This is a genomic window from Streptomyces echinoruber (assembly GCF_014651135.1).
Classification (GTDB): domain Bacteria; phylum Actinomycetota; class Actinomycetes; order Streptomycetales; family Streptomycetaceae; genus Streptomyces; species Streptomyces echinoruber.
Window position 1 is genome coordinate 50,427 of sequence record NZ_BMWH01000012.1, and the last position, 21,863, is coordinate 72,289.

The 21,863-nt window shown below is 76.3% G+C and carries 21 protein-coding genes and 2 pseudogenes; 11 read left to right on the forward strand and 12 right to left on the reverse strand.

Annotation, left to right across the window (positions count from 1 at the left end; translation table 11 throughout):
• Positions 1 to 51: 51 nt before the first annotated feature.
• Complete coding sequence (locus IE225_RS15880) at positions 52 to 807, reverse strand: helix-turn-helix transcriptional regulator (protein ID WP_190058166.1); 756 nt, start codon at positions 805 to 807, stop codon at positions 52 to 54.
• Between the two features lie 155 nt (positions 808 to 962).
• Between IE225_RS15880 and IE225_RS15885 the strand changes: the two genes are divergently transcribed.
• From IE225_RS15885 to IE225_RS15900, 4 genes are all read left to right on the forward strand, one after another.
• Positions 963 to 1,517: a DUF2231 domain-containing protein gene (locus IE225_RS15885; RefSeq protein WP_190058167.1), complete on the forward strand. Its 555-nt coding sequence runs from the start codon at positions 963 to 965 to the stop codon at positions 1,515 to 1,517.
• 198 nt (positions 1,518 to 1,715) lie between these two features.
• On the forward strand, positions 1,716 to 2,141 hold the full coding sequence (locus tag IE225_RS15890; RefSeq protein WP_190058168.1) for a hypothetical protein: 426 nt from the start codon (positions 1,716 to 1,718) through the stop codon (positions 2,139 to 2,141).
• Positions 2,142 to 2,236: 95 nt separating this feature from the next.
• Positions 2,237 to 2,698 (forward strand): DUF6153 family protein, encoded by a 462-nt coding sequence (locus tag IE225_RS15895; protein WP_190058169.1) that lies wholly within the window; start codon positions 2,237 to 2,239, stop codon positions 2,696 to 2,698.
• A 114-nt stretch (positions 2,699 to 2,812) separates the two neighbouring features.
• The gene (locus tag IE225_RS15900) at positions 2,813 to 3,610 is read left to right on the forward strand and encodes a DUF305 domain-containing protein (protein WP_190058170.1); all 798 of its coding nucleotides are present in this window, start codon (positions 2,813 to 2,815) and stop codon (positions 3,608 to 3,610) included.
• 160 nt (positions 3,611 to 3,770) lie between these two features.
• Here IE225_RS15900 and IE225_RS15905 read toward each other — a convergent pair whose 3' ends face one another.
• A complete protein-coding gene (locus tag IE225_RS15905; protein ID WP_190058171.1) occupies positions 3,771 to 4,973 on the reverse strand; it encodes an erythromycin esterase family protein in 1,203 nt (400 codons plus the stop codon).
• Between the two features lie 58 nt (positions 4,974 to 5,031).
• On the opposite strand from IE225_RS15905, the gene IE225_RS15910 reads away from it, so the two are divergent.
• Positions 5,032 to 5,835 carry a MerR family transcriptional regulator gene (locus tag IE225_RS15910; RefSeq protein WP_190058172.1) on the forward strand — a complete coding sequence of 268 codons (804 nt, stop codon included), beginning with the start codon at positions 5,032 to 5,034 and terminating at the stop codon, positions 5,833 to 5,835.
• 247 nt (positions 5,836 to 6,082) lie between these two features.
• Here the strand turns inward: IE225_RS15910 and IE225_RS15915 are convergent, their stop codons facing one another.
• A complete protein-coding gene (locus IE225_RS15915) occupies positions 6,083 to 6,961 on the reverse strand; it encodes an NAD(P)-dependent oxidoreductase (RefSeq protein WP_190058252.1) in 879 nt (292 codons plus the stop codon).
• A gap of 133 nt (positions 6,962 to 7,094) precedes the next feature.
• Between IE225_RS15915 and IE225_RS15920 the strand changes: the two genes are divergently transcribed.
• Positions 7,095 to 7,688: a TetR/AcrR family transcriptional regulator gene (locus IE225_RS15920; RefSeq protein WP_190058173.1), complete on the forward strand. Its 594-nt coding sequence runs from the start codon at positions 7,095 to 7,097 to the stop codon at positions 7,686 to 7,688.
• Between the two features lie 58 nt (positions 7,689 to 7,746).
• Here IE225_RS15920 and IE225_RS15925 read toward each other — a convergent pair whose 3' ends face one another.
• The 6 genes from IE225_RS15925 to IE225_RS15950 form a co-directional block, all read right to left on the reverse strand.
• Positions 7,747 to 8,079, reverse strand: coding sequence for a hypothetical protein (locus tag IE225_RS15925; RefSeq protein ID WP_190058174.1), 333 nt, complete (start codon positions 8,077 to 8,079; stop codon positions 7,747 to 7,749).
• Positions 8,080 to 8,233: 154 nt separating this feature from the next.
• A complete protein-coding gene (locus tag IE225_RS15930; RefSeq protein ID WP_190058175.1) occupies positions 8,234 to 9,130 on the reverse strand; it encodes an SCO6745 family protein in 897 nt (298 codons plus the stop codon).
• Between the two features lie 144 nt (positions 9,131 to 9,274).
• On the reverse strand, positions 9,275 to 11,776 hold the full coding sequence (locus tag IE225_RS15935) for a S9 family peptidase (RefSeq protein WP_190058176.1): 2,502 nt from the start codon (positions 11,774 to 11,776) through the stop codon (positions 9,275 to 9,277).
• Complete coding sequence (locus IE225_RS15940; RefSeq protein WP_190058177.1) at positions 11,749 to 13,533, reverse strand: N-acetylglutaminylglutamine amidotransferase; 1,785 nt, start codon at positions 13,531 to 13,533, stop codon at positions 11,749 to 11,751. Before IE225_RS15940 ends, IE225_RS15935 begins: the two co-directional genes overlap by 28 nt.
• A gap of 331 nt (positions 13,534 to 13,864) precedes the next feature.
• Positions 13,865 to 15,058, reverse strand: a complete 1,194-nt coding sequence (locus IE225_RS15945) for a carboxylate-amine ligase (protein ID WP_190058178.1) — start codon at positions 15,056 to 15,058, stop codon at positions 13,865 to 13,867.
• A gap of 156 nt (positions 15,059 to 15,214) precedes the next feature.
• The gene (locus tag IE225_RS15950) at positions 15,215 to 17,002 is read right to left on the reverse strand and encodes a SpoIIE family protein phosphatase (protein WP_190058179.1); all 1,788 of its coding nucleotides are present in this window, start codon (positions 17,000 to 17,002) and stop codon (positions 15,215 to 15,217) included.
• Positions 17,003 to 17,251: 249 nt separating this feature from the next.
• Here IE225_RS15950 and IE225_RS15955 point away from each other — a divergent pair, with 249 nt between their 5' ends.
• Together IE225_RS15955 and IE225_RS34025 are read left to right on the forward strand one after the other, a co-directional pair.
• The gene (locus tag IE225_RS15955) at positions 17,252 to 17,446 is read left to right on the forward strand and encodes a hypothetical protein (protein ID WP_190058180.1); all 195 of its coding nucleotides are present in this window, start codon (positions 17,252 to 17,254) and stop codon (positions 17,444 to 17,446) included.
• Positions 17,443 to 17,985 (forward strand): annotated as a pseudogene (locus IE225_RS34025) (PP2C family protein-serine/threonine phosphatase); the annotation flags it as partial. The gene IE225_RS15955 and the pseudogene IE225_RS34025, both read left to right, overlap by 4 nt.
• 96 nt (positions 17,986 to 18,081) lie before the next feature.
• Here IE225_RS34025 and IE225_RS15960 read toward each other — a convergent pair.
• Positions 18,082 to 19,005 (reverse strand): Rieske (2Fe-2S) protein, encoded by a 924-nt coding sequence (locus IE225_RS15960; RefSeq protein WP_190058181.1) that lies wholly within the window; start codon positions 19,003 to 19,005, stop codon positions 18,082 to 18,084.
• Positions 19,006 to 19,293: 288 nt separating this feature from the next.
• Here IE225_RS15960 and IE225_RS15965 point away from each other — a divergent pair, with 288 nt between their 5' ends.
• Positions 19,294 to 19,695, forward strand: a complete 402-nt coding sequence (locus tag IE225_RS15965; RefSeq protein ID WP_190058253.1) for an SRPBCC family protein — start codon at positions 19,294 to 19,296, stop codon at positions 19,693 to 19,695.
• A gap of 72 nt (positions 19,696 to 19,767) precedes the next feature.
• On the opposite strand, the pseudogene IE225_RS15970 reads toward IE225_RS15965, so the two are convergent.
• Both IE225_RS15970 and IE225_RS15975 read right to left on the reverse strand, forming a co-directional pair.
• Positions 19,768 to 20,358, reverse strand: a pseudogene (locus IE225_RS15970) (MEDS domain-containing protein); the annotation flags it as partial.
• Positions 20,355 to 20,702 (reverse strand): helix-turn-helix transcriptional regulator, encoded by a 348-nt coding sequence (locus IE225_RS15975; RefSeq protein ID WP_190058182.1) that lies wholly within the window; start codon positions 20,700 to 20,702, stop codon positions 20,355 to 20,357. The gene IE225_RS15975 and the pseudogene IE225_RS15970, both read right to left, overlap by 4 nt.
• 266 nt (positions 20,703 to 20,968) lie before the next feature.
• Here IE225_RS15975 and IE225_RS15980 point away from each other — a divergent pair, with 266 nt between their 5' ends.
• Together IE225_RS15980 and IE225_RS15985 are read left to right on the forward strand one after the other, a co-directional pair.
• Entirely contained in the window at positions 20,969 to 21,379 is a 411-nt protein-coding gene (locus IE225_RS15980; RefSeq protein WP_190058183.1) for an STAS domain-containing protein, read from the forward strand.
• Positions 21,380 to 21,428: 49 nt separating this feature from the next.
• Positions 21,429 to 21,779 (forward strand): hypothetical protein, encoded by a 351-nt coding sequence (locus tag IE225_RS15985; RefSeq protein WP_190058254.1) that lies wholly within the window; start codon positions 21,429 to 21,431, stop codon positions 21,777 to 21,779.
• Positions 21,780 to 21,863 lie beyond the last annotated feature (84 nt).

Here is a 21,863-nt window from a genome sequence, read left to right on the forward strand (position 1 = left end):
TTTCGTCCCGCACCCACACGACCCGCGCCGCCGGCCGGCGGCGCCCCATCCTCACCCGGACGGCTCGCGTCCGCAGGCGGCCGGGCCGCCGCCCGAGGCGGATTCCTCCCCGTCCACCGTCCCGTGCCCCGTGCGCAGTTCCACGCAGCAGGCGTCGGCGCGCGGAGCCGGCACCGCCGTGGTCCCCCGCTCGCCGGCGGCGGCGAGATACCCGCACAGGAAGGCGTGGTTCATTCCGCACACCAGGTCCGGGGCCTCGGCGGCGACCGGGTGGAACGGGCAGTTGTGCAGCACGGTCCGGCCGTCGCCGGCGTCGGCGGGCTCGAAGCCGAGGCTCTCCAGGAACGCGCCGACGTCACCGCCGCGCGCCGCCGCCCCCAGGGCCTCCCCGCGGTCGCGGGCGACGCGGAGCGCCGCCTCCCGGGCACTCTCCGCGGGCCGCTGCGCGGCCACGGCCTCGGCCAGCAGGGAGGCCAGCAGGTCGTGGCGGCGCGGCGGCAGGCTGACCGCGAGCGCGTGCGGGACGGCCTCGTACACCTTGGGCGCGCGGCCCACCCGGCGCGGCCCGTGCCCGCCGTGGCGGGCCTGCAGCAGCCCCGAGGCGACCAGCTTGTCCAGATGGAACGCCGCCAGCTTGCGGGAGATCCCCACCGCCGCCGACGCCTCCTCACGGGTCACCGGCCGCCGGGCACGCCGGACGAACTCCAGCAGCCGGCGCCGCGATGTGTCGCCGAGCACGGCGAGCGCGGCCAGCGCGTCGGTGCCGCCCGGGCCGTCCGCCCGGGACCCGATGGATTCGGACGTCACCCGCTCACCGTAACCCGCCGGGCGACTTCGGTGCGGGCCGACCATCCTCACCCGTACGGGCCACTTGACCCTCCCGGCGAATAAGGCCAACAATCATTGGCGAAATACCTCACAGCCGGTACCTCACAGCCGGTACGGACCGAGGCAGGTGCGCCATGACGGCCGACGGTGAACTCGACGAACTCGACAGGGAACTGAGGCAGGCCAAGCAACCGGTCAGCGGCGCGCTGGCCGGCCCGTACGGCCACCCCTTCCACCCGATCCTGGTCACCGTGCCCATCGGAGCGTGGGTGTCCAGCCTGGTCTTCGACATCGCCTCGCACATCGTCGACCGGCCCGGTTTCCTGGCCCGCGGATCGGCCTGGCTCCTCGCCATCGGCGTGCTGGGCGCGCTGGCGGCGGCCTGCGTCGGCTTCCTGGACCTGTTCGCCATCCCCTCCGGCACCCGGGCCTTCCGCACCGCCCTGATCCACATGAGCCTCAACCTCGCCGTGACCGCCGCCTACGCGGCCGGCTTCGCCTGGCGGCAGAGCGCCGGCTACGCCGACGGCGGCGCCGTCCCACCGGGCCGGCTCGCCCTGTCCGCCGTCGCCCTGGCCGCCCTCGGCCTCTCCGGCTACCTGGGCGGCAAACTCGCCTACCGCTACGGCGTCCGCGTCGCCGCCGAGAGCGACCAGGCCGCGGGCTACCGCACCCGCCGACCGGCATGACCCGTCGGCCGGCGCAACCACTCGGCCGGCGGCCGCGGTTCCGGCCGACGGCCGCCCGGGCGCCCCGTGCGACGTCCTCCCGGTCCTCATCGGTGTCTCCCCGAGAGCCGGCGGACTCCCCGCCTCCCTCCTCCCCGCCTCCACCCCCTGCTCCCGTTCCCCGACCCCCGTACCCCCTGACCCGACCTGGAGCCCGCCATGGACATCGCCGCACTCGTCGCCTGGGTGGTCACCGCCCTGGGCGGATTCGTCCTCCTCGGCCGCTGGATCACCGAAGGCGGCCTGCGTGCACAACGCACCGGGAACACCCGCTTCCCGGCCCCCCTGGTCTTCGGCCACTTCCTGCTCGCCGCGGCGGGGCTGGTGCTGTGGATCGTCTATCTCGCCGCCGACCGCGGCGCCCTGGCGTGGACGGCCTTCGGCGTGCTCGTCGCCGTCGCGCTGCTCGGCTTCGCCCTGTTCGGCCGCTGGCTCCCCGTCCGCCGGGCCGCGGCACCGGCCGGTGGGGAGACGGCACCGCCCGAGCGGGCGCTCCCCGTGCCCGTGGTCGCCGCCCACGGCCTCGTCGCCGCGGCCACCGTGGTCCTGGTGCTGCTGGCGGCGCTGGGGGTCGGCGGCAGCTGACCGGTATCCCCACCTCGCGACCTCGCGACCTCGCGCGGAGCGGTTCGGCCCCGTCCGGCCCGCGCCGCGCCATCCGGGTCCGTATGATGATCCGCATGCTCTCCGGTTTCGGCACGCACCCCCGCCCCGCGGTGGGGCGCGCCCGCTGGACGGTGCTGGTCCTGGCCGTCCTCGCCGGACTGCTCGCGATGCACGCGCTGTCGCCCGCCGGTACGCCCGCGGCGGGCACCCACAGCGCGATGCCCCTTTCCGGGGCCGGCGCCCACAGCGCGATGCCCCCTTCCGGGACCAGCGGGCACCACGTCCCGACCGCCGCCGCGCACGGCACCGGCGCCTGCCGGCACCTCTCGGACGCGGACACCGGCGACGTCGGCATGCACCACACCGGCGGCACCTGCGCGGCCGGAGCCGTCTCCACCGGCTACGCGCCGCCCGCCCTCCCGCCCGCACCGCCCGGCACCGCCGCCCCCGACGCGGCGCACACGGTCCCGACGACCCTCTCCACCACCGGACGGGCCCCGCCCGACCTGGCCGAACTGCAGCTCCTGCGGATCTAGAGGCACCCGCACGCCACCCCGCATCCGGGCGCGGCGTGCTCCGGCGTGCCCTCCATCCGACCCACCGATCCCTCCGCGCGGACCAGCGCGCACGAGGGACTTCAAGGAGCTGTCATGACCTCTCGTCACTCCCGCCGCCACCGCGGCGCCGTCCTCACCGCGGCCGCGACCGTGACCGCCGCGCTGGTCCTGGCCGGCTGCGGCGGCGCCTCCACCCCGTCGGCCCACTCCGGCCACGGCACGACCGCCATGGCCTCCTCCGGCTCGTCGGCCACCGCAGCCGCGCGGCAGGGCGGCCACAACGCCCAGGACGTCACCTTCGCGCAGGGGATGATCCCCCACCACCGGCAGGCCGTGGCCATGGCCGACCTCGCCGTCTCCCGCGCGGGATCCCAGGAGGTCAAGGACCTCGCCGCCCGCATCCGCAAGGCGCAGGACCCGGAGATCGCCACGATGTCCGGCTGGCTGAAGACTTGGGGCGAGACGGTCCCCGGGGCTTCGGCGTCCGCCATGCCGAGCATGAGCGACATGCCCGGCATGGATCACAGCGGCGGGTCGATGCCCGGCATGGATCACAGCGGTGGGTCGATGCCCGGCATGGATCACAGCGGTGGGTCGATGCCCGGCATGGATCACAGCGGCGAGTCGATGCCCGGCATGGACCACACCGGCGGATCGATGCCCGGCATGATGTCCGACGCCGACATGCGGCGGCTGGAGAAGCTGTCCGGCGCCGCCTTCGACACGGCGTTCCTGCAGATGATGATCCGCCACCACGAGGGCGCCGTCGCCATGGCCCGCACCGAGCAGGCCAAGGGCGCCTACGGCCCCGCGCGCAACCTGGCCAAGTCGATCGTCGCCACGCAGTCCGCCGAGATCACCGAGATGCGGAAGCTGCTCGGCAAGCACTGACGGCCCGCGTTCCCCGGGGCGGTCCCGCCTCACGGACCGCCCCGGGGAACGCCCCATCCGCATGCCCCGCACACCACCAGGTGCAGCCAACGACCCGCCCTCGTCGGGGACTTCGGGAAGAGCCCCTGAAGCCCCCTGACGAGCCGAAGGCGGCGGCGCGTCAGGTCTGCGGGACGTCCTTGACGAACACGATGCCGTCGCTGTGCGCCAAGTGGGCCGGGTCGAGCGGGGCGTAGCCGAACCAGGGGGACACGCGGGGCGCGGGCGGCGTGTCGCCGAGGGCGGCGGCCAGCCGCGGGGCGTCGATGACGCAGCGGTCCTCCGGGAGCGCGTACAGGAATCCTTCGACGGTGTCCGGGGGCGGGGTGTCCACTCCCCGGTGCCGGATGGTGCCGAGGGCCGTGGCCACGAAGGCGTACTCCTCGCCGAGTCGGGCGTTCACCAACGCGCCGGCGCTCCACCACTCCACCGGCCCCTGCCACATCCGCATCGTGCTCTTGACGCGCTGGAGGTGGGAGTTGTGGGCGTGGACGAGTGCCGGGCCCCGGCCGGCGACGGCGAGGAGGTTGTGGGCCATCATCACATCCCGCAGCGCGCACAGCCGCGTCATGCGGGCCGGTGAGGTGTCGGCCATCCAGTAGTGGTAGCGCAGCAGGCCGGTGGCGGTACGCCCGTACAGGCGCGCCCGCTCCCAGTCCTCCCGCGAGGCCGCCGCGAGCAGGTGCGGGGTCTGCGCATCGAGCAGCGCCACCAGGTCGTCGGCGAGCAGCCGCAGCCGGCCGGCCTCGGCCGACCGCCCCACGGACCGGGCCGGGTCCGTCATCGCGGCGGGATCGGTCCACCGGTCGTCGGCGCCGAGCAGGCGGTCGAGCGTCTCCGCGGTGCAGGGCAGCAGGTCCGCGTCCACCCGGGCCGCGAGGTAGGCGTGGAGTGCGGTGAGGGCCTGCCGGGGGCTCGCGGCGTGGGTGATCTCCAGGGGGCCGTCGACGCCGGCGAAGCGCAGCCACTCGGAGGCGGGCCGGTCCTCGTTGTGGGCGCGCATCCAGCGCACCAGCTCGCGGTTGGCCGCGAAGGCGCCCCAGCCGTGGCTGAACCCGTGCTCCATGACCTCGTCGAGGGTGCCCGTGCCCGAGGTGACGTAGTCGTCCACGAGCAGGCCCTTCAGACAGTCGCTCTCGATCGCGATCGTCCGGTAGCCCTCCTGTTCGACGAGCTGCCGGAAGAGCTCGTTGCGCAGCTCGAGCAGCGTGTCCTCGCCGTGGGTGGGCTCGCCCAGGGCCAGCAGCCGCGGGCGGGCCGGGAACAGCCGCATGACGGCGGCGGCCTCGACGGCATGGACGGTGTCCTTGATGTCAGTAGCCATGCCTTCAACGCTATCGTTGAACCTTCGATGGAAACTTTTCCGCGATATCGTCGCTCGTATGGGGCGAAACCTTCAAAACGGTGAGCGGCTCAGGCCGGTCGACCTGGCGCGCCGGCACGGTCTGTCCACGCAGGCGGTCAGGAACTACGAGGAGGCCGGCATCCTTCCGGCCGCCGCTCGCACACCCCACGGCTACCGCGTCTACACCCCGCTGCACGCGCAGGCCCTGCGCGCGTTCCTCGCCCTGGTGCCCGGCCACGGCCACCGGACGGCGACGTCGATCATGCGCGCCGTGAACCGGGGCGCGGTCGACGAGGCGCTCCGCCTCATCGACGACAGCCACGCCCGGCTCCTCGACGACCGCCGGACCCTCCAGGCCGTGGAGAGCGCCCTGCGCGACCTGGAGTCCGCCACGGCGCCCGAGCCCGCCACGGTGCCCGAGCCCGTCACGGCGCCCGGGCCCGCCACGGCGTCCGGGCCCGGGGCGGGCTTCGAACCGGCCGCGGCGTCCGGGCCCGGCGACACGTTCATCGGGCCGCTGGCCACCAGGCTCGGCATCCGGCCCGCGACGCTGCGCAAGTGGGAGCGCGCCGGGCTGGTGCGCCCGCGCCGCGACCCGCGGACCGGGTACCGCGTCTACGGCGCGGCCGACGTGCGGGACGCCCGGCTGGTCCATCAACTCAGGCGCGGCGGCTACCTGTTGGAGCAGATCGCCCCGCTGATCGCCCAGGTCCGGGCGGCCGGCGGGCTGGAGCCGCTGCAGGCCGCACTGAGCGACTGGCACGGCCGGCTGTCCGCCCGCGGGCGGGCGATGCTGACCGGGGCCGCGGAACTGGAGGCGTACCTCCGCGAGCGCGGATGAGACGCCGGCCGCCGGCCGAAGAGACACGTCCCGGACGGACATGCCCGGGCACGCGACGGACGCCCCCACCCGGCGGCCGCCGTTCCCCGTCCCGGAGGTCCGCCCCGGCGTTCTTCCCGCTCACGCGGGAGGAGGCGAGGAAGGAGCGAGGAGGGAAACCGGGGAGAACGGGGGAGAGCCGAAGCGCTCCGAGCCCCGAGTCCCGAGCCGGCCGGCCGGGAGGCCGGTGGCCGGCCGGGGCGCCCGGTCACGCCGTCCCCTCCGTGCGCGCCTCGATGGCGCGCAGGACGGCGACCATGTCCTCGCCGCCGTGGCCCAGGCCCACTGTCTCCTCGAACAGGGCGTGGCACACGTCGAGGAGGGGGGAGGCGAGGCCGCGGGCGCGGGCGGCCTCGGCGATCAGGCGGTTGTTCTTCAGCACGTCCAGCGCGGCGGCCTGCACGGAGAAGTCGCCGGCGAGGAGCTTGGGCGCCTTCATGCGGGAGACCGGGCTGGCCATCGGGCCGGCGTCCAGGACTTCGAGGAACAGCCGCGGGTCCAGGCCCTGCCGGCCGGCGAAGTGGAACGCCTCCGTCAGCCCGGTCACCAGTGTGATCAGGAAGAGGTTCACCGACAGTTTCATCAGCAGCGCCCGCGGCGCGGGACCGCACACGAACGTCTCGTGGCACAGGGGCGCGAGCAGCGGCCGTACGGTCTGCACGGCGGCCGGCTCCCCGGCCAGCAGGGCGACCAGCCGCCCGTTCTCCGCCGGGACGCGGGAGCCGGAGACCGGTGCCTCGACGTACCGGCCGCCCGCCGCGCGGACGTCCGCCTCCAGCTCCCGGGAGTGGGCGGGGGAGGTGGTACCCATGTGGACGACGATCCGGCCGCCGACCCGGGCGGCGAAGGCCGGGGTGCCGCGGCCGAGGACCGTGTCCACCGCCCGCTCGTCCGCGAGCATCAGGAAGACGGCCTCCGCCCGGGCGAACACCTCGTCGGGGTGCCGCGCGACCTCGGCACCGGCCGCGCGGAGCGGGGCGGTGCGCCCGGGCGTGCGGTTCCAGACCACCAGCGGGGTGCCGGCCCGCGCGAGCCGGAGGGCCATGGGCTGCCCCATGACGCCGAGACCGATGAAGCCGTACACGATGCGCACCGTCCGTCCGGAGCCCGCAGCCGGTTATGACGGCGGTCATAGTAGCGGCGGGGCGGGCGTCATGACAGCCGTCATGGGGCGGGGCGGTGGTTAGGGTGGGCGAGAACACGGTGCGGGGAGGTGCGCGATGGCGGGGTCCCGGCGGGGGCCGCGGGAGCGGATGGTGTTCAGCGCGGCCCAGTTGATCCGGCGCGACGGGGTCGGCGCGACGGGCATGCGTGACGTCGCCGCCCACGCCGAGGCGCCGCGCGGCTCGCTCCAGCACTACTTCCCGGGCGGCAAGGAGCAGCTCGTCAACGAGGCGGTGGCCTGGGCCGGCCGGTACGCCGCCCGGCGCGTCGCCCGCTTCCTGGCGGGCATGGCCGAGCCCACGCCGAGCGGGCTGTTCGCCGCGATGGTGCGGCAGTGGACCGAGGAGTACGAGACGGCCGGGCACCTCTCCGGCTGCCCGGTGGCCGCGGCCACCGTCGACTGCGCCTCCTCGGCCGCCTCCACCAGACAGGCGGCCGCCACGGCGTTCGCGACCTGGGCCCGGCCCGTGGCCGAGGCCCTGACCGGCATGGGGGTCCCCGCCGACCGGGCCGGGTCCCTCGCCACCCTCATGATCAGTGCCCTGGAGGGCGCCCTGATCATCGCCCGCGCGGAAGCGGACCCGCGGGCCCTGACCACCGTCGTCCGGGAACTCGGCCCGCTGCTGGACGCGGCGGTGCGGAAGGACTGAGCGGCGGCACCGCCCCTCAGACCCCCACAGACCCCCACAGACCGGCCTCGGACCGGCCTCAGACCGGGTGACCCCGCCCCGCGAGCCAGCGGTGGACGGCCTCCTTGTCCGCCGGGGTGATGCGGGCGGGGCCCCGGACGTCCGGCCCCTCGTCCTCGTTGAACCCGGTGTCCGTGACCCGCGCGGTGACCCAGTGGGCAAGATCCTGCGCCGACGAGGCCGGCAGCTCCCCCTTCTCCCAGCCGGCGCGGGCCGCGCGGGCCGCCTCGGCGTCGTGGCGTTCCGTCTCCTCCAGCCAGACGGGTACGAGCCGTTCGACGACCTGCTCGTCCTGCTTGTCCTGCTCGCCCCGCGAAGAGGTTTTGTGCTGCGGGTGGTGCTGTGCGGTCATGCCGGACGAGTCACCGTGAACGGCGCGCCGATGCCCCGCGGCCGGCGTCCACCCACCCGGTCGGCGCGGTGCTCACCCCCGCCCGGCGGGCCGCCGGGAGACGTCCCAGGCGCTCACTCCCGCCCGGCGGGCCGTCGGGAGGCGTCCCAGGCGCTCACTCCTGCCCGGCGGGCCGCCGGGAGGCGTTCCACAGGGTGCCCGTGAGGCCCACCGGGTTGCCGGCCGGGATCAGGCCCGCCTTCAGGACGGTCCGGGCGAGCGGTTCGAGAAGGCCGGCGAGACGTGCGGTGGCGTCCCGGCCCAGGCGGGCCCAGGGCTGTTCGGCGGCGGCGTCCGTCCCCGCCTCGACGTCGGTGTGCACGGCGGCTCCCGCGGGCGTCAGGCGCCCCTCGTCGTCGAGCCGGCCGCGTTCGCGCAGCTCGGTCTCGGCGGCCCGCCAGTCCGCCGGGTCCCACCTGCGGCCCTCCCGCAGCAGCGCCGGGTCCGACTCGCCGGCGGCGGCCTTGAGCACCATGGCCGCGACCGGGCCCAGGCCGTGCGCCACGAGGACGGCGACATGGCCGTCGCCGCGGTGCTCGCGCAGCGTGGTCAGCGCCTGCCAGAGCCGCAGGTGCGGCGCGCCGGGACGGTCGAGGGCCTGGTTGGCGGCGCCGAGCACGCGGCCGGCCGTGTCGGCGGCCGCGGCCGCCTCCCACGCCAGGTCCGCCGCCTCCGCCATGGCGGAGGCGGTCACCGCGTCCCGGCCGTACAGGCGGGTCATGGCGGCGTCGATCGCCCGCTGCCGCGCCGCCAGGACCTCCGCGGGAGCGGCGTACCGCCAGGCGTCCGGCAGGGCGCGGGCCACGCGGTCGCGGTGGAAGACGTAGAAGCAGCTCGTGACGACGGGCGCGGACACCGGGCCGAGCGGTGCCGCGCGCATCGCGAAGTAGCCCATCCAGAAGCCGCGCAGGCCCGCCTCGTCCGCGGCCCGGCGGGCCTCGGGCGTGAAGTAAACGAGGCTGTGGACCGGTTCGTAGCGCTCCCACATCGCCCGTGCCAGGACATCACCCACGACCGGCCCTCCCGTCCACGACATCCGCGCTGCCCACGCCGTTCCCAGGCCGCGGCGGCGCGGCGGCCCGGGGTGGTCCGCCGCGGCCGGGGCCGGGCAGCAGCATGCGCTATGACGGCCGTCATAACAAGTCCCCGGGCGCGCTCACCCTCCGAGGTGCCGCTCGATCCAGTCGGCCGCGGCGCGGCGGAAGAGACGGCGGTTGTCCGCGCGCCGGAAGTCGTGGCCCTCCTCGCGCAGGACGAGGAGTTCCGCTTCCAGGCCGCGCTCGCGGGCCGCCCTGACGAACTGCTCGGACTCGCCCGGCGGGACGTTGGTGTCGTGCTCGCCGTGCACGGCCAGCACCGGCACCCGCAGCGCGTCGATCCGGCTCATCGGCGACAGCGCGCGCAGCAGTTCGCGGTCCCGCTCCGGATGCCCGTACTTGTGGGCCGCCGACTGCCCGATCCACGGCTCCGTTCCGGCGAAGAACGTCGTCAGGTCCGACATGCCGCACACCGCGACCCCGGTGCGGAAGAGGTCCGGATGCCACACCAGGGAGGCCATGGTGAGGTAGCCGCCGTAGGAGCGGCCCATCACCGCCAGCCGACGCGGATCGGCCGGCCCGGCCAGGACCGCGTGCGCCGCGCAGGCGGCCACGTCGTCGATGGCGGCGAACCGCCGCTCGCCCAGGTCGGCGTCGACGAAGGAGCGGCCGTAGCCGGAGGAGCCGCGCACGTCGGGGGCGAAGACGTCCAGTCCCCGGCCGAGCAGCTCGTGGTAGAGCGGGTTGAACACCGGGCGCTCCTGCTCCTCCGGGCCGCCGTGCAGGTGGATCACGCACGGCGCCGGTTCCCCCGGCACCCGGCCCGGGGCGCGGTAGTACCAGCCGCCGAGCACCAGCCCGTCCCGGGCCACGGGGCGCATCGGCACCGGCCGCACCGGCGGGCGGCCGTCGGGGGTGGCGTCCTCGTCGCGGGAGGACCAGGGGGTGCGCAGCGCCGCGCCCTGCGGCAGCCACCACACGCCGGGGCGGCGCCGGGAGCCGGACAGCGCCACGACCGGCCCGCCGGAGGCCGCGGCGGGCACGGCCCGCGTGACCACCTCGTGCGGCAGCGGCACGGCACGGCGGGAGAGGAGCGCGGCCGGGCCCGCGGACGCGGCGTCCGCTCCCGGAGCGCCTGTTCCCGGGGTGGCCGTTCCCGCGGCGCCTGTTCCCGGGGTGGCCGTTCCCGCGGCGTCCGCTCCCGGGGTGGCCGTTTCCGCGGTGTCCGCTCCCGGGGCGGACAGCTCGACGACCTCCAGTTCGCTCACCCCGCGCACGTTCCACACCAGCACGGCGCCCTGCCCGTCGTGGTTCAGGGCCAGCAGCTCCAGCTCGCTGTCCGGGCGCTCGGCCACGGCCGTGACGCCGGCGCACCGGCCGTGCGGATCCAGCCGTACGGCGGTGAGCGCGGCGTACTCCCGGCCGCCGTCGCTGCGCAGCCACAGCGTGCGGCCGTCGGGGGAGAAACCGCCGATCCACGGATCGCCGTCGGCGACCGGCACCTCGCACGTCGCGCGCAGGTCGCGGGTGCGCACGACGAGGGCCTCGCGGCGGCCCCGCGGACCCCGGCGCAGCAGCGCCAGCCGTCCGTCCCGGCTCAGGTCGCACACCCGCAGGGTCGCGGCGCCGCGCTCGCTCGCCAGCAGCACCGGCGCGACCGCGCCCTCGGGGTCGACGAGATACGCCGCCAGGGTCCTGGGCGCCGGCTCGTCGCCACCGGGCGGGCCGCCGACGGCTCCGCCGGCGGGGGCGACGCGGGGAGCCGGCGCCGTGGCGGCCGCCCGCGGCAGCAGGACGGCGCGGCCGTCGCGCGCGGCCCAGCCGGGCGCGCGGGACGCCTCAAAGGCGAGGTCCGGCGCCGCGGCGCCGGCGTAGGGGGCGGGCTCGGCGACGGTCACCGCGAGCATCGAGCCGTCGTGCTGCCAGCAGCCCAGGTGCGCGGAGCTGCCCGGCTCACCGCCGGCCAGCAGGCGCCGCCCGGTGCCGTCGGGGCGCACGCACAGCACCCGGGTCAGCTCCCCGCCGCCGGGGGCGGTGGTGTACGCGATCCAGCGGCCGTCCGGCGACCAGGACACCTCGATCACCGGGTCCGGGTCGGCGTCCAGCAGGTGTACGCCGTCCCCGTCCACCGGGCCGGCCCACAGGTGCGGTACGCCGGCCCGGTCGCAGATGAACGCGACGTTCCGGCCGCCGGGGTCGGTCGAGGGGTACCAGCAGCCGTGGCCCGCCAGCACCTGCGGCACGTCCTGCGCCGCCGCACTGTCCGGCAGGGGGACGGGAGCGGGCGCGGGCCGCGGCGGCGCGGGCGTGGGCACGGGTACGGCCTCGCCCGGCCGGAGCGGCGTGGCTTCGGCCACCGCGGGCCGCCGGGGCGCGGGGGTACCGTTCAGGGGCTCGGTGCCGGTGGTTGCGGGGTCGGTGTTCAGGGGCTCGGTGCCGGTGGTCGTGGGGTCGGTGTCCGGGGAGCCGGTGCCGGCGTGCCGTCCGTCGGGGGAGATGTGCCGTCCGTCGGGGGAGGCGGCCGGGTGCGCGGCCGGCCGGGTCGGCGGCACCTGCGGGCGCCCGGCTGCGGCGGACGCGGTCCGCGCCCCGGTCACCGGATTCCGTGCGTCTGCAGCCATATCTCCAGCAACGCTACCTGCCACAGCGTGTTCGCCCCCCGCCTCGTGCGGTGCGCGTTCGGCGCCGCGAGCAGTTCGGCGACGTATTCCCGCCGGAAGACACCGCGCGCCCTGGCCTCGGGGGCCGTGAGGGCCTCGCGGACGCGTTCGAGCACCGGACCGGCCATGTGCTTGATCGCCGGGACCGGGAAGTAGCCCTTGGGCCGGTCGACCACCTCGCGGGGCAGCACCCGGCGCCCGGCGGCCTTGAGGACGCCCTTGCCGCCGTCGGCGAGTTTCAGCTCGGGCGGGCAGGCGGCGGCCAGTTCGACCAGCTCGTGGTCGAGGAACGGCACCCGGGCCTCCAGCCCCCAGTCCATGGTCATGTTGTCGACGCGCTTGACGGGGTCGTCGACCATCATCACGTGCGTGTCCAGGCGCAGGTCCGCGTCGAGCGCGGTCTCGGCGCCGGGCGCCGCCATGTGCGCGCGGACGAACTCGCCGGAGGTGTCGCGGTCGGGCAGCAGGCCGGGCTCCAGCATGCGGGCGAGGTCGGCGTGCGAGCGGTCGGAGTAGGTGTCGAGGTAGGCGTCGGCGGCCCGCTCGCGCGGCACGTCCGCCATGGCCGGGTACCAGTGGTAGCCGGCGAACACCTCGTCGGCGCCCTGGCCGCTCTGCACGACCTTCACCTCCTTGGCGACCTGCTCCGACAGCAGGTGGAAGGCGACCACGTCATGGCTCATCATCGGCTCGCTCATGGCGCGCACCGCCCCCTCCAGGGCCTTGGAGACCCGGTCGGAGGGCACCATGAGCTGATGGTGGTCGGTGCCGAAGTGCCGTGCCACCAGGTCGGAGTAGCGGAACTCGTCGCCCTCCTCGTCGCCCTCGGACTCGAAGCCGACGCTGAAGGTGGCCAGGTCGCGCTGCCCCTCGTCGGCCAGCAGCGCCACGATCAGGCTGGAGTCCAGGCCGCCCGACAGCAGCACACCCACCGGCACGTCGGCGACCATGCGGCGGCGTACGGCCCGGCGCAGCGCCTGGAGCACCGCGTCCGTCCACTCCTCGGCGCCCAGGCCGGCGTACTCGGGCCGGCGGGTGTAGGAGGGCTGCCAGTAGCAGTGCTCGCGGTGGGTGCCGTCGGGCTCCACCACCCGGACCGTGGCGGGCGGCAGTTTGCGCACGCCGTTCAGCACGGTGCGGGGCGCGGCCACGGTGGCGTGCCAGCTCAGGTACTGGTGCAGGGCGACGGGGTCGAGTGAGGTGTCCACGTCGCCGCCCGCCAGCAGGGCGGGCAGGGAGGAGGCGAAGCGGAGCCGGTCCGGGGTCTGCGTCAGGTACAGCGGCTTGATGCCGAGCCGGTCGCGGGCCAGGACCACCCGCCCGGTGTCCTGCTCGACGATCACGAACGCGAACATGCCGCAGAAGCGGTCGACGCAGTCCGTGCCCCACTCCAGGTACGCCTTCAGCACCACCTCGGTGTCGGAGTCCGAGAAGAAGTGGTGGCCGCGGCCGCGCAGCTCCTCGCGCAGCTCACGGTAGTTGTAGACGCAGCCGTTGAACACGCCGACCAGGCGGGCCCGCGGGTCGGCCATCGGCTGGGAGCCGCTCTCCGACAGGTCGATGATCTTCAGCCGGCGGTGGCCGAGCGCCACCCGCCCCTGGGCCCACAGGCCGCGCCCGTCGGGGCCGCGGGGCGCGAGCCGGTCGGTCATCCGCTCGACCGCCGCGATGTCCGGCCGTGCGTCGTCGAAACGGATCTCACCGCTCAGTCCGCACATCGGCGCCACCCCCTTCCCACGGCGTCCTCGTGCCGCGTGGCGCAGCCGGGCCGGACCCGGGGTCCGGACGGTCGGCGCGCCCGGCGGGCGGCGCGCAGGGGCGGGTGGGGGAGGGGGAGTCGGTCGAACTGGGCATGACGGTGGAAATCTCCTCGATCGCGACGATCACGGGAAGCGGAAAACGAAGAAGGGGGGAGGGGAAACCGCGGAAGGCGCGGGCGCCGGCAGGCCCGGCGGCCCGCGGCGGCCCGGATCGGCCCGGGTCGGCCCGGATCGGCCCGGAGCGGTGCGGAGCGGCCCGGAGCGGTGCGGCACCGGGGCGGCCGGGACCTCAGGTGCCCGCGCCGCCGGCCGCCGTGGTGGGCGCGTACGGGGCGTGCGGCTCGGCCGCGGTCGCCCGCGCGGCCCGCCGCCGCGCCGCGGCGGGGCGCCGCACCGGCCGCGCGCCGCGGGTCTCGGCGACCATCAGGTCGACGCTGGCGAGCAGGTCCTCGGTCTGGGCCGCGCGACGCAGCCGGTGCGCGGCGCTGCCCAGGGCGAGGGCCTCCTCCAGCAGCCCGTGCACGGTGTCCCAGTCGCCCGACGCCTCCAGCGCCGGGCGCAGCCGGGCCAGCATGCCGCGCAGGACCGCGGGCGCGGGTGCCGCGCTGCGGGTCTCCGGGTCGACGAGCGGGCCCTCCAGGCCGGAGCGCGCGGCGCGCCAGGTCGCGGCCCGCAGCCAGCCGTGGCGCCCGTCGCAGGCGGGGGCCTCGTGCCGGGCCAGCCGCTCGCACGCGTCGACCACCAGCGCGCGGAAGAGCCCGGCCACCAGCACCACCGTCTCCACCCGGGGGCAGGCGTCGCAGATGCGCAGCTCCAGGGTGCTCTGGTGCGCCGAGGGCCGTACGTCGTGGTAGAGCATTCCGGCGTCGCTGATGACGCCGGAGCGGATCAGCTCCTGCACGGCGGCGTCGTAGTCGGCGGCGTCGCGGTAGCAGCCGGCCGGGCCGGCGGTGGGCCAGCGCTGCCACACCATGGCGCGCCAGCTGGCGTACCCGGTGTCCGCGCCGAGCCAGAACGGCGAGCTGGCCGACAGCGCCAGCAGCGGCGGCAGCCACGGCGACACCAGGCACATGGCGCGTACGGCGGTGTCCCGGTCGGGCACGTCGACGTGCACCTGGGCGCTGCAGATGAGCTGCTCGTCGGCGACCCTGCGGTACTCCTCGGCCATGTGCCGGTAGCGCGGGTCGGCGGTGACGTCCCGCGGGGTGAGGCGGGCCAGCGGCACGGTGCCGGCCGCCACCACCGCGAGGCCCAGCGAGGAGGCCGCCGCGTCCAGCCGGCACCGGGCCCCGGCGAGGTCCGCGTGCAGCGCGTCCAGGGTCGCGTGTACGCCGCTGTTGCGCTCCACCACCGACCGCTGCAGCTCGGTGGTGAACCCGGTTCTGGGCAGCCGCCCGAGGACGGCGTGGGCCTGGGGCACGAGACGGCCGCTCTCCAGGTCCAGCACGTGAAACTCTTCCTCTGTCCCGATGCGCACCGTCACGGTCGCTCCCCTTGCCGCGTCATCCGTACGGCCGCCGCCGTACGGCCGCCAGGGCCGCCGCGAAGGCCGATCCGCCCCTCTCGGGTTCCCGCCCTCACCGTCCGCAATACCCCGTTTGGACGTATGTGTCCCACATCTCTCACATGAGCGGCCGGTTCAGCCGTCCGCCGGGACCCGCAGGGCGAGCAGGGCCACGTCGTCGTCGTTGCCCGTCGGCCGGGTCCGCTCCAGCAGCAGGTCGGCGAAGGACTTCAGCGGGCGGTGGGCGAGGGAGGCGGCGTGCCGGCGCAGCAGGGCCAGGCCCTCGTCGAGGGAGCGGCCCGGAGTCTCCACGAGCCCGTCGGTGTACAGCAGCAGGGTGTCCCCGGGATCGAGCCGCGTGGTCGCGTCGGAGCGGGGACGGTCCGCGCCGGTGCCGAGGAGGATGCCGTGCCCGTCGGTGAGGTAGTGGGCCAGCCCGTTGCGGGCGACCAGCAGCGGGGGCGGGTGGCCGGCGTTGGTCCACGACAGTTCCCACCGCCCGTCGCGCAAGGTCATCCGTCCGAAGACCAGGGTGACCATGGGCACCTCGGTGATGTGCAGGACCGCCCGGTCGATCTGCCCGACGATGTGGCTGGGCGGCGCCTGCTGCGACCAGGCGTAGGCGCGCAGCATGCTGCGGATCTGCGCCATGCCGGCCGCGGCGTCGAGGTCGTGCCCGACCACGTCCCCGATGGCCAGGGCGGTGGCGCCGTCCGGCAGGGGGAAGGCGTCGTACCAGTCGCCGCCCACCTGCGAGGCGTCCGGCGCGGGCAGGTAGCGCGCGGTCATCTCCAGGCCCGGCACCCGCGGCAGCGCGGGCAGCAGATGGCGCTGCATGGTCTCGGCGACCTTGCGCTGCCGCTGGTAGAGGCGGGCGTTGTCCAGGGCCAGGCCGGCGCGCCGGGTGATGTCCTCCAGCAGCGGCAGGTCGGCGACGGCGAACGCCTCCGGCCGCTGCGACCGGCCCAGGGTGAGCGCCCCGAGCACCTCGCGCAGCCCCATGATCGGCACGATGGCCGCCGAGTGCACGCCGGTCTCCTCGAACAGGCGGCGCTGCTCCTCCGCGGCGCCGGACGCGGGCCAGGTGCGGTACATCTGCGGACCGACCAGCGTGGCGGCCCCACCGCGCAGCGCCCGCGCCAGCGGCATGAACGAGTCGTCGGGCACCGGCGGCATCGGCCCCTCCAGGTCCTCCCGGTGGACGAGGTCGCCGCCCCGCGCGTGCACCACCGCCGAGCGGTGCACCTCGTCCCGCTCGGTGAGCAGGTCGACGACCACCCAGTCCGCCAGCCGCGGCACGACCAGCGCCACCAGCCGGCGCAGCGCCTCGTCCGTGTCCAGGGTGGACGTCAGTTGCGTCGTCGTCTCGGCGAGCAGCGCCAGCCGCTCCAGCTCCGACAGCCCGCCGCCCGCGGCGGCCGGGCGCGCGGCGGGCGCCGCGGCGTCCCCGGCCCGGTGCACGAGCACCAGGGTCGCGGCGCCGTCGCCCCCGGCGTGCCAGGGGGTGATCAGCCACCCGACCCGCAGCAGCGAGCCGTCGCCCCGCGCGAAGAAGTCCTCCTCGATCTGTGCCGTCCGGCCGTTGAGAAACGCCTGCCGCATCCCGCACTGCGTCCGCGGGATCGGCTCCCCGTGCCGGTTGCGGTGCAGCAGGTCGTGCGCGTCCCGGCCGACGAGGTCGCGGGCGGGGCGGCCCAGCAGGCGCTCGGCGAGGGCGTTGACGGCGGTGATGCGGCCCTGCTCGTCCACGAGGTAGGCCGCGGTGCCGAACGCGGCCAGCGCACCGCCGGGCGCGTCCGGCACCGCCTCCGGGATCCGCGCCGCGGGGCTCTTGGGGCTCTCCCCGGCCGGTGCACCGCCGAGCGCGTCCGGCGCCTTCCCGGGGGAGGGCGCCCCCGGGTTCTCCTCGGCTTCCGCAACCATCACCGCCTGGCCTTCTCCCGTCTCGTGTCCCCCTCGAAGTGCCCCGGGCCCGACCGGTCGAATCCTGCCACCGGGCACCTGGCCGTACCGGCGCGCACCTGGGTCCCGGGCCGGCGGCTGCCGCGGAGAGGAGGAAAAGCCGAGGTCAGAGGCGGGTGCATCACTCCAATGGGCTTGTCCGGCGCCGTACTCGCTCCCGCCGTGCGGTCTCCTGGAAGTCGACGAGGCATCCGATCAGGGAGGCCGATCATGTACGAGATGTGCGCGGGCCAGGAACACCCCGGGGGCGGGCTGGTGTGGCACGTGATGGCCCCGGACGGTGGCGTCACCCTGTGCGGGCAGCCGCTCGTCGAGGCCGCCGACGCGCGCGCCGCGGAGTCCGCCGGCAACTGCCCGCGGTGCATGGCCTGCGTCGCCGAGCTGATGAGCGCCGCCGGACGGTGACCCCGCCGACGGCGACCCCGCCGCGGCCGGCCGCCACCGGCCTGGTCCGCCACACCCTGTGGACCGCCGCCCAGCAGGACTCCGACCCCCGCCCACGTCCTGCCGCCCTGCCCTCGGTCCACCGGGGCCCGCGCCGGGAGAAGAGCCCGTACCGCACGCTCGTCCACGCCGTCCTCGACCCCGCCGCCGCCCCGGTACGGCTGCGGGTGGCCTGCGCCGGCCACCCCGCCCCGCTGCTGCGGCGCCGCGACGGGCAAACGGTGCTGCTGGAGGAGCACGGCCCCTTCCTGGGCGTCTTCGACGGCGTCGACCACCCGGTGCGGACCACGCCGCTGCACCCCGGCGACAGCCTCGTGCTGTACACCGACGGCTTCACCGAGGGCTCGGGCTCCCACCTGAGCCGGGAGCCCGAGGTCCTCGCCGCCCTCCTGGGCTCCTGGCCCGGACCGGCCGGGGACCGGCCCGCCGACGAGACCGCCGGGATGCTCCTCACCGACGCCGTCACCCGCCGGCGGGGACGCCTCCGCGACGACCTCGCGCTCCTCGTCGTCGGCGCGCCGGGCCGACACCCGCCGCCGCGCCCGGCGGCGGGCGCGGCGGTGAAGAGACGCCGGGCCGGCCGCGCCCGGCCCGGTTCAGGACGTCCGCAGCCGCGCCTCCACGCGCCCGTCGACGACCCGCGTGTCGAAGGCGGGCTGCGGCGCCGTCGCCGGCCCCTCGACGTTCCAGCCGTCGGACAGCCGGAAGACGCTGCCGTGCCAGGGGCAGCGCAGGCAGCCGTCGGTCACGGTGCCCTCCGACAGGGGCCCGGCCAGGTGGCTGCACCGCTCGGCCAGCACGTGCACCGTCGACGCGTCCTCGCGGACCACCGCGACCGCCACGCCGTCGATCTCGCGCCGCACGGGCCGGCCCTCGGGCAGCTCGGCGAGCGCGGCCACCGGATGCCAGCCGGGGGAGACCAGGTGCGGGACGTGCTCGGCGTGGTTGGCGCCGGAGGCCTGCCGGTAGGCGAGGTGACCGCCCAGCGCGCCGCCGACGCCGACCACGCCCAGCCCGGCCAGGCCCAGCGCCCTGCCGAGCGCCTCCCGGCCGCGCAGGCGCGCGGTGAGCGACCCGGCGTACAGGGCGACCGCCGTGACGTTGGCCGCGGCGTGCACCACGCCGACGCGCATCTGCTGCCGGTGCAGCTCCGCCCAGTCCACCCAGCCCGCCACCGCGGCCGGCCCGGCGGCCAGCAGCCCCGTGGCGATCAGCGTGCGGGCGGCGCGCCGCTGCCCGGGCACGGCGTCCAGGACGGCCGCCGACAGCCAGCTGCCGAGGGGCAGCTGCACCATCAGCGGATGCACCGGGTGGCCCAGCCACCGCCCGTGCAGCCCGTCCCGGGCGCGGCCCAGCGGCACCGCGCGCACGGCCCGCCGTACGGACTCCAGGAGCCGGTCGGCCGCGGAGAACCGTTCGATCCGGTCCACGGCGCGCAGGATGCGGCCCGGCCCGGCCGGGTCGGGCAGGAGCCGGCCGGCCGCCGCCGAGGCGTGGTGCAGGAGGCTGCTGTGCGTCATGAGGGCCGAGTAGCCCCGCGGCGCGCCGCCAATCGGTCCGCCGCCGGGCGGACCGCCCGAACGGCCCGGGACCCGTCCGGGATGCGCACGGGATGCGAACGGCCCGGGACCCGCACGGGACGCGCCCGGGACCCGCACGGGACGCGTCCGGGACCCGCTCGGGACGCGTCCGGGACCCGCTCGGGACGCGTCCGGGACGCGTCCGGTGCGGACCGGTTCGGGTTCCCGCGGGCTGGGCACGCGTCATGTCGTCAGCGATCCCGAGGCGAGAACGAGAAAGGGTCCGCGATGGCCGAGTACGAACGCTCCCGCACGATGCCGGCCCGGCCCGAGCAGGTCTTCGACCAGGCCGCCGACATGGACCGGCTGGGGGCCTGGCTGCCGGACGAACTGCACGTGCGCACCGGGGAACCGCCCGCCGTCACGGTCCACGAGGACCGCACCGGCCACGACACCGCCGCGCTGCTGCGCGCCGAGCGGGACCAGATGCGGCTGGAGTGGGGCACCCGCGACCAGGGTGCCTACGCCGGCTGGCTGCAGGTCTCCGGCATCGGCAGCGGTGCCAGCGAGGTGACCGTGCACCTGTCCTTCTTCGACGAGGACCACGACCCCGGTGAGCGGGCTGCCCGCGAGGCCCTCGACGCCGGCCTGCGGCGCCTGGAGGAGCAGGTCCGCGCGAGCGCCGGCTGACCGCGCCGACCGGCGGGGTCCGGTGCCGCGCCCCACCGCACCGGGTGGGCGTCCATCAGCGTCCGCAGCTCGTCGGGGGGGCACGAGCCGGCGGTCGTAGAAGCACCAGGCCGTCAGGGGCAGCAGTGCGCACACCTCGTGGTGGATGCGCAGTTCGTACTCCAGCAGCGGCTCCGCGCCGACGCCCCGAGCGTTCCGGGCCGGCTCGCCGATCGCGCGCAGACCCCGGTGGCCGCGGGCCAGGGCCGCTTCCATGGCCCGGTGCCACCGGCCGATCATCGCGTCGGGGGCGAGGCGCGGGCCCGCCGGGTCCGCCCGCGCGGCGGTCGTCACGACGAGCTGCCCGCGCCGTACGGTGGAGGCGGCGTCGACGCCGCGGTCGGTGAGGGTGCGCAGCACGTGCTCGGGGGCGGTGGTGTCCGCGAGGTACTGCGCGTGCTCACCCCGGTCGAGCCCGTCCCGGACGAGGCCGGCCAGCCGGCCGGCCCATTCGCCGTCGGTGGAGAAGGCCACGCCGACGTGCCGCCCCGGCCCGGTCGCCGCCGGGGAGGGGAGGACGTGCCCCGCATCCCGACCACCCGGCCCCTTCCCGCCGTACCGCTCGTGCCGCCCGTCCGCCACGGCAGCGCAGCCGCCGGGGCCGTCCGCAGGGCCGTGCGTCACCCGCTCGTCGCGGCGGCGTGGGCGCCGGGCCGGGGCTCGCGGTGGGCCTCGTCCCGGACCAGCAGCGACAGCAGGGAGGCCACGGTCAGCCCCGCCTCGGCGGGATGGCGCAGCACCTTCCCCGGCTCGATGCGGTAGGTGTTCGTGCGCCCCTCGCGCGTGTGCGAGAGGTAGCCGTCCTGCTCCAGATCGTTGATGATGCGCTGGACGGCCCGTTCCGTGAGCCTGCACCGTGCGGCGATGTCGCGGACGCGGACGTTCGGGTTGTCGGCGATGGTGGCCAGCACGCGAGCGTGGTTGGTGAGGAACGTCCAGCCGCTGTGTGATTCCGTCACTCCACCCATGGACTCGATCGTAAGAGGGGGGTTGGCGGGGACAGAACACCTGACATAGATTTCGTGTATTCCTTGACGTGTTTTTCCCGGGGTGGCCCCTCGGGCACCCCGGGAACGTTCCGTGGACGTTCCGTGGACGTTTCGCGGGCACGGTCGCAGCGAAGGAGGGGCGGGACGGCGACATGGAGCAAGCGATCGGTCCTGGGTCTCCACGGGGCGCGCGGCCGGGCGCGCGGCAGGCGCCGCCGGCCCGGGTCGCGGAGCTGCCGTACGCGTTGTCCGCCACGCTCCGGCAGGACGGCGACCGTGTGGTGGTGACCCTGTGCGGCGAGCTCGACCTGGACGCGGAGGCGGTGCTGCGGGAGGCGGTGGGCCAGGCCCTGCGCCGCTCCCGCACGGGAGTCGACCTCGACATGGCGCGCATCGCCTTCTGGGACTGCTCCGCCCTCAACGTCCTGCTCGACCTGCGGTGCGCGGCCCGGCGCGACGGCAAGACCCTGACCGTGCGCGCGGCCGGCCCCGCGGTGACGCGGCTCCTGGAACTGACCGGCACCGGACCGCTCTTCCTGCCGGGCGGCGACGGCCTCCCGCCGGACGCCGCGGGCTCCCCTGCGGACGCCGGCGGCGAGGCGCCCGCTCCCGGGGGCCGGGCCGGCGGCATCACCGACACCGCGCGGGGTAATTGAGCGGGGAAGAAAGTCGAACGGGGGAAGCGCGGGAAGGAGCCGGGGCATGCTGCTGTCTCACGCGCTCGAGCACGGCGTCCTCGTCATCACGGTCCGGTGCGACCCCGGTGTCGGCGGACGCGCCCCGCTCGCCGCGGAGATCAGCGACCTGGTCCACGCCCACCGGCCGGCGCCCGTCGTGATCGTCCTCGGCGAGGCGGCCGCCGGTGCCGCCGCCGTCAGCGCCGTGCTGCAGGCCCACCGGATGTGCCGCCACCTCGGGCTGCTGGTCTCCGTCGCCACCCACAGCGCTCCCGCCCGGCGCCTGCTGGAGGCCGGCGCCGCCCCGGGCGGTCCCCGGCTGGTCGTCCACGCCCGCGTGGACACCGCCATCGCCACCGCGTTCCTCGCGGCGGCCTGACCTCGCACCCCCTCGCACCTCCGCGCCTCTCGCACCCCCGCATCCCCCGCATCTCTCGCATCCGGTCACCGAACCGCCGCACCG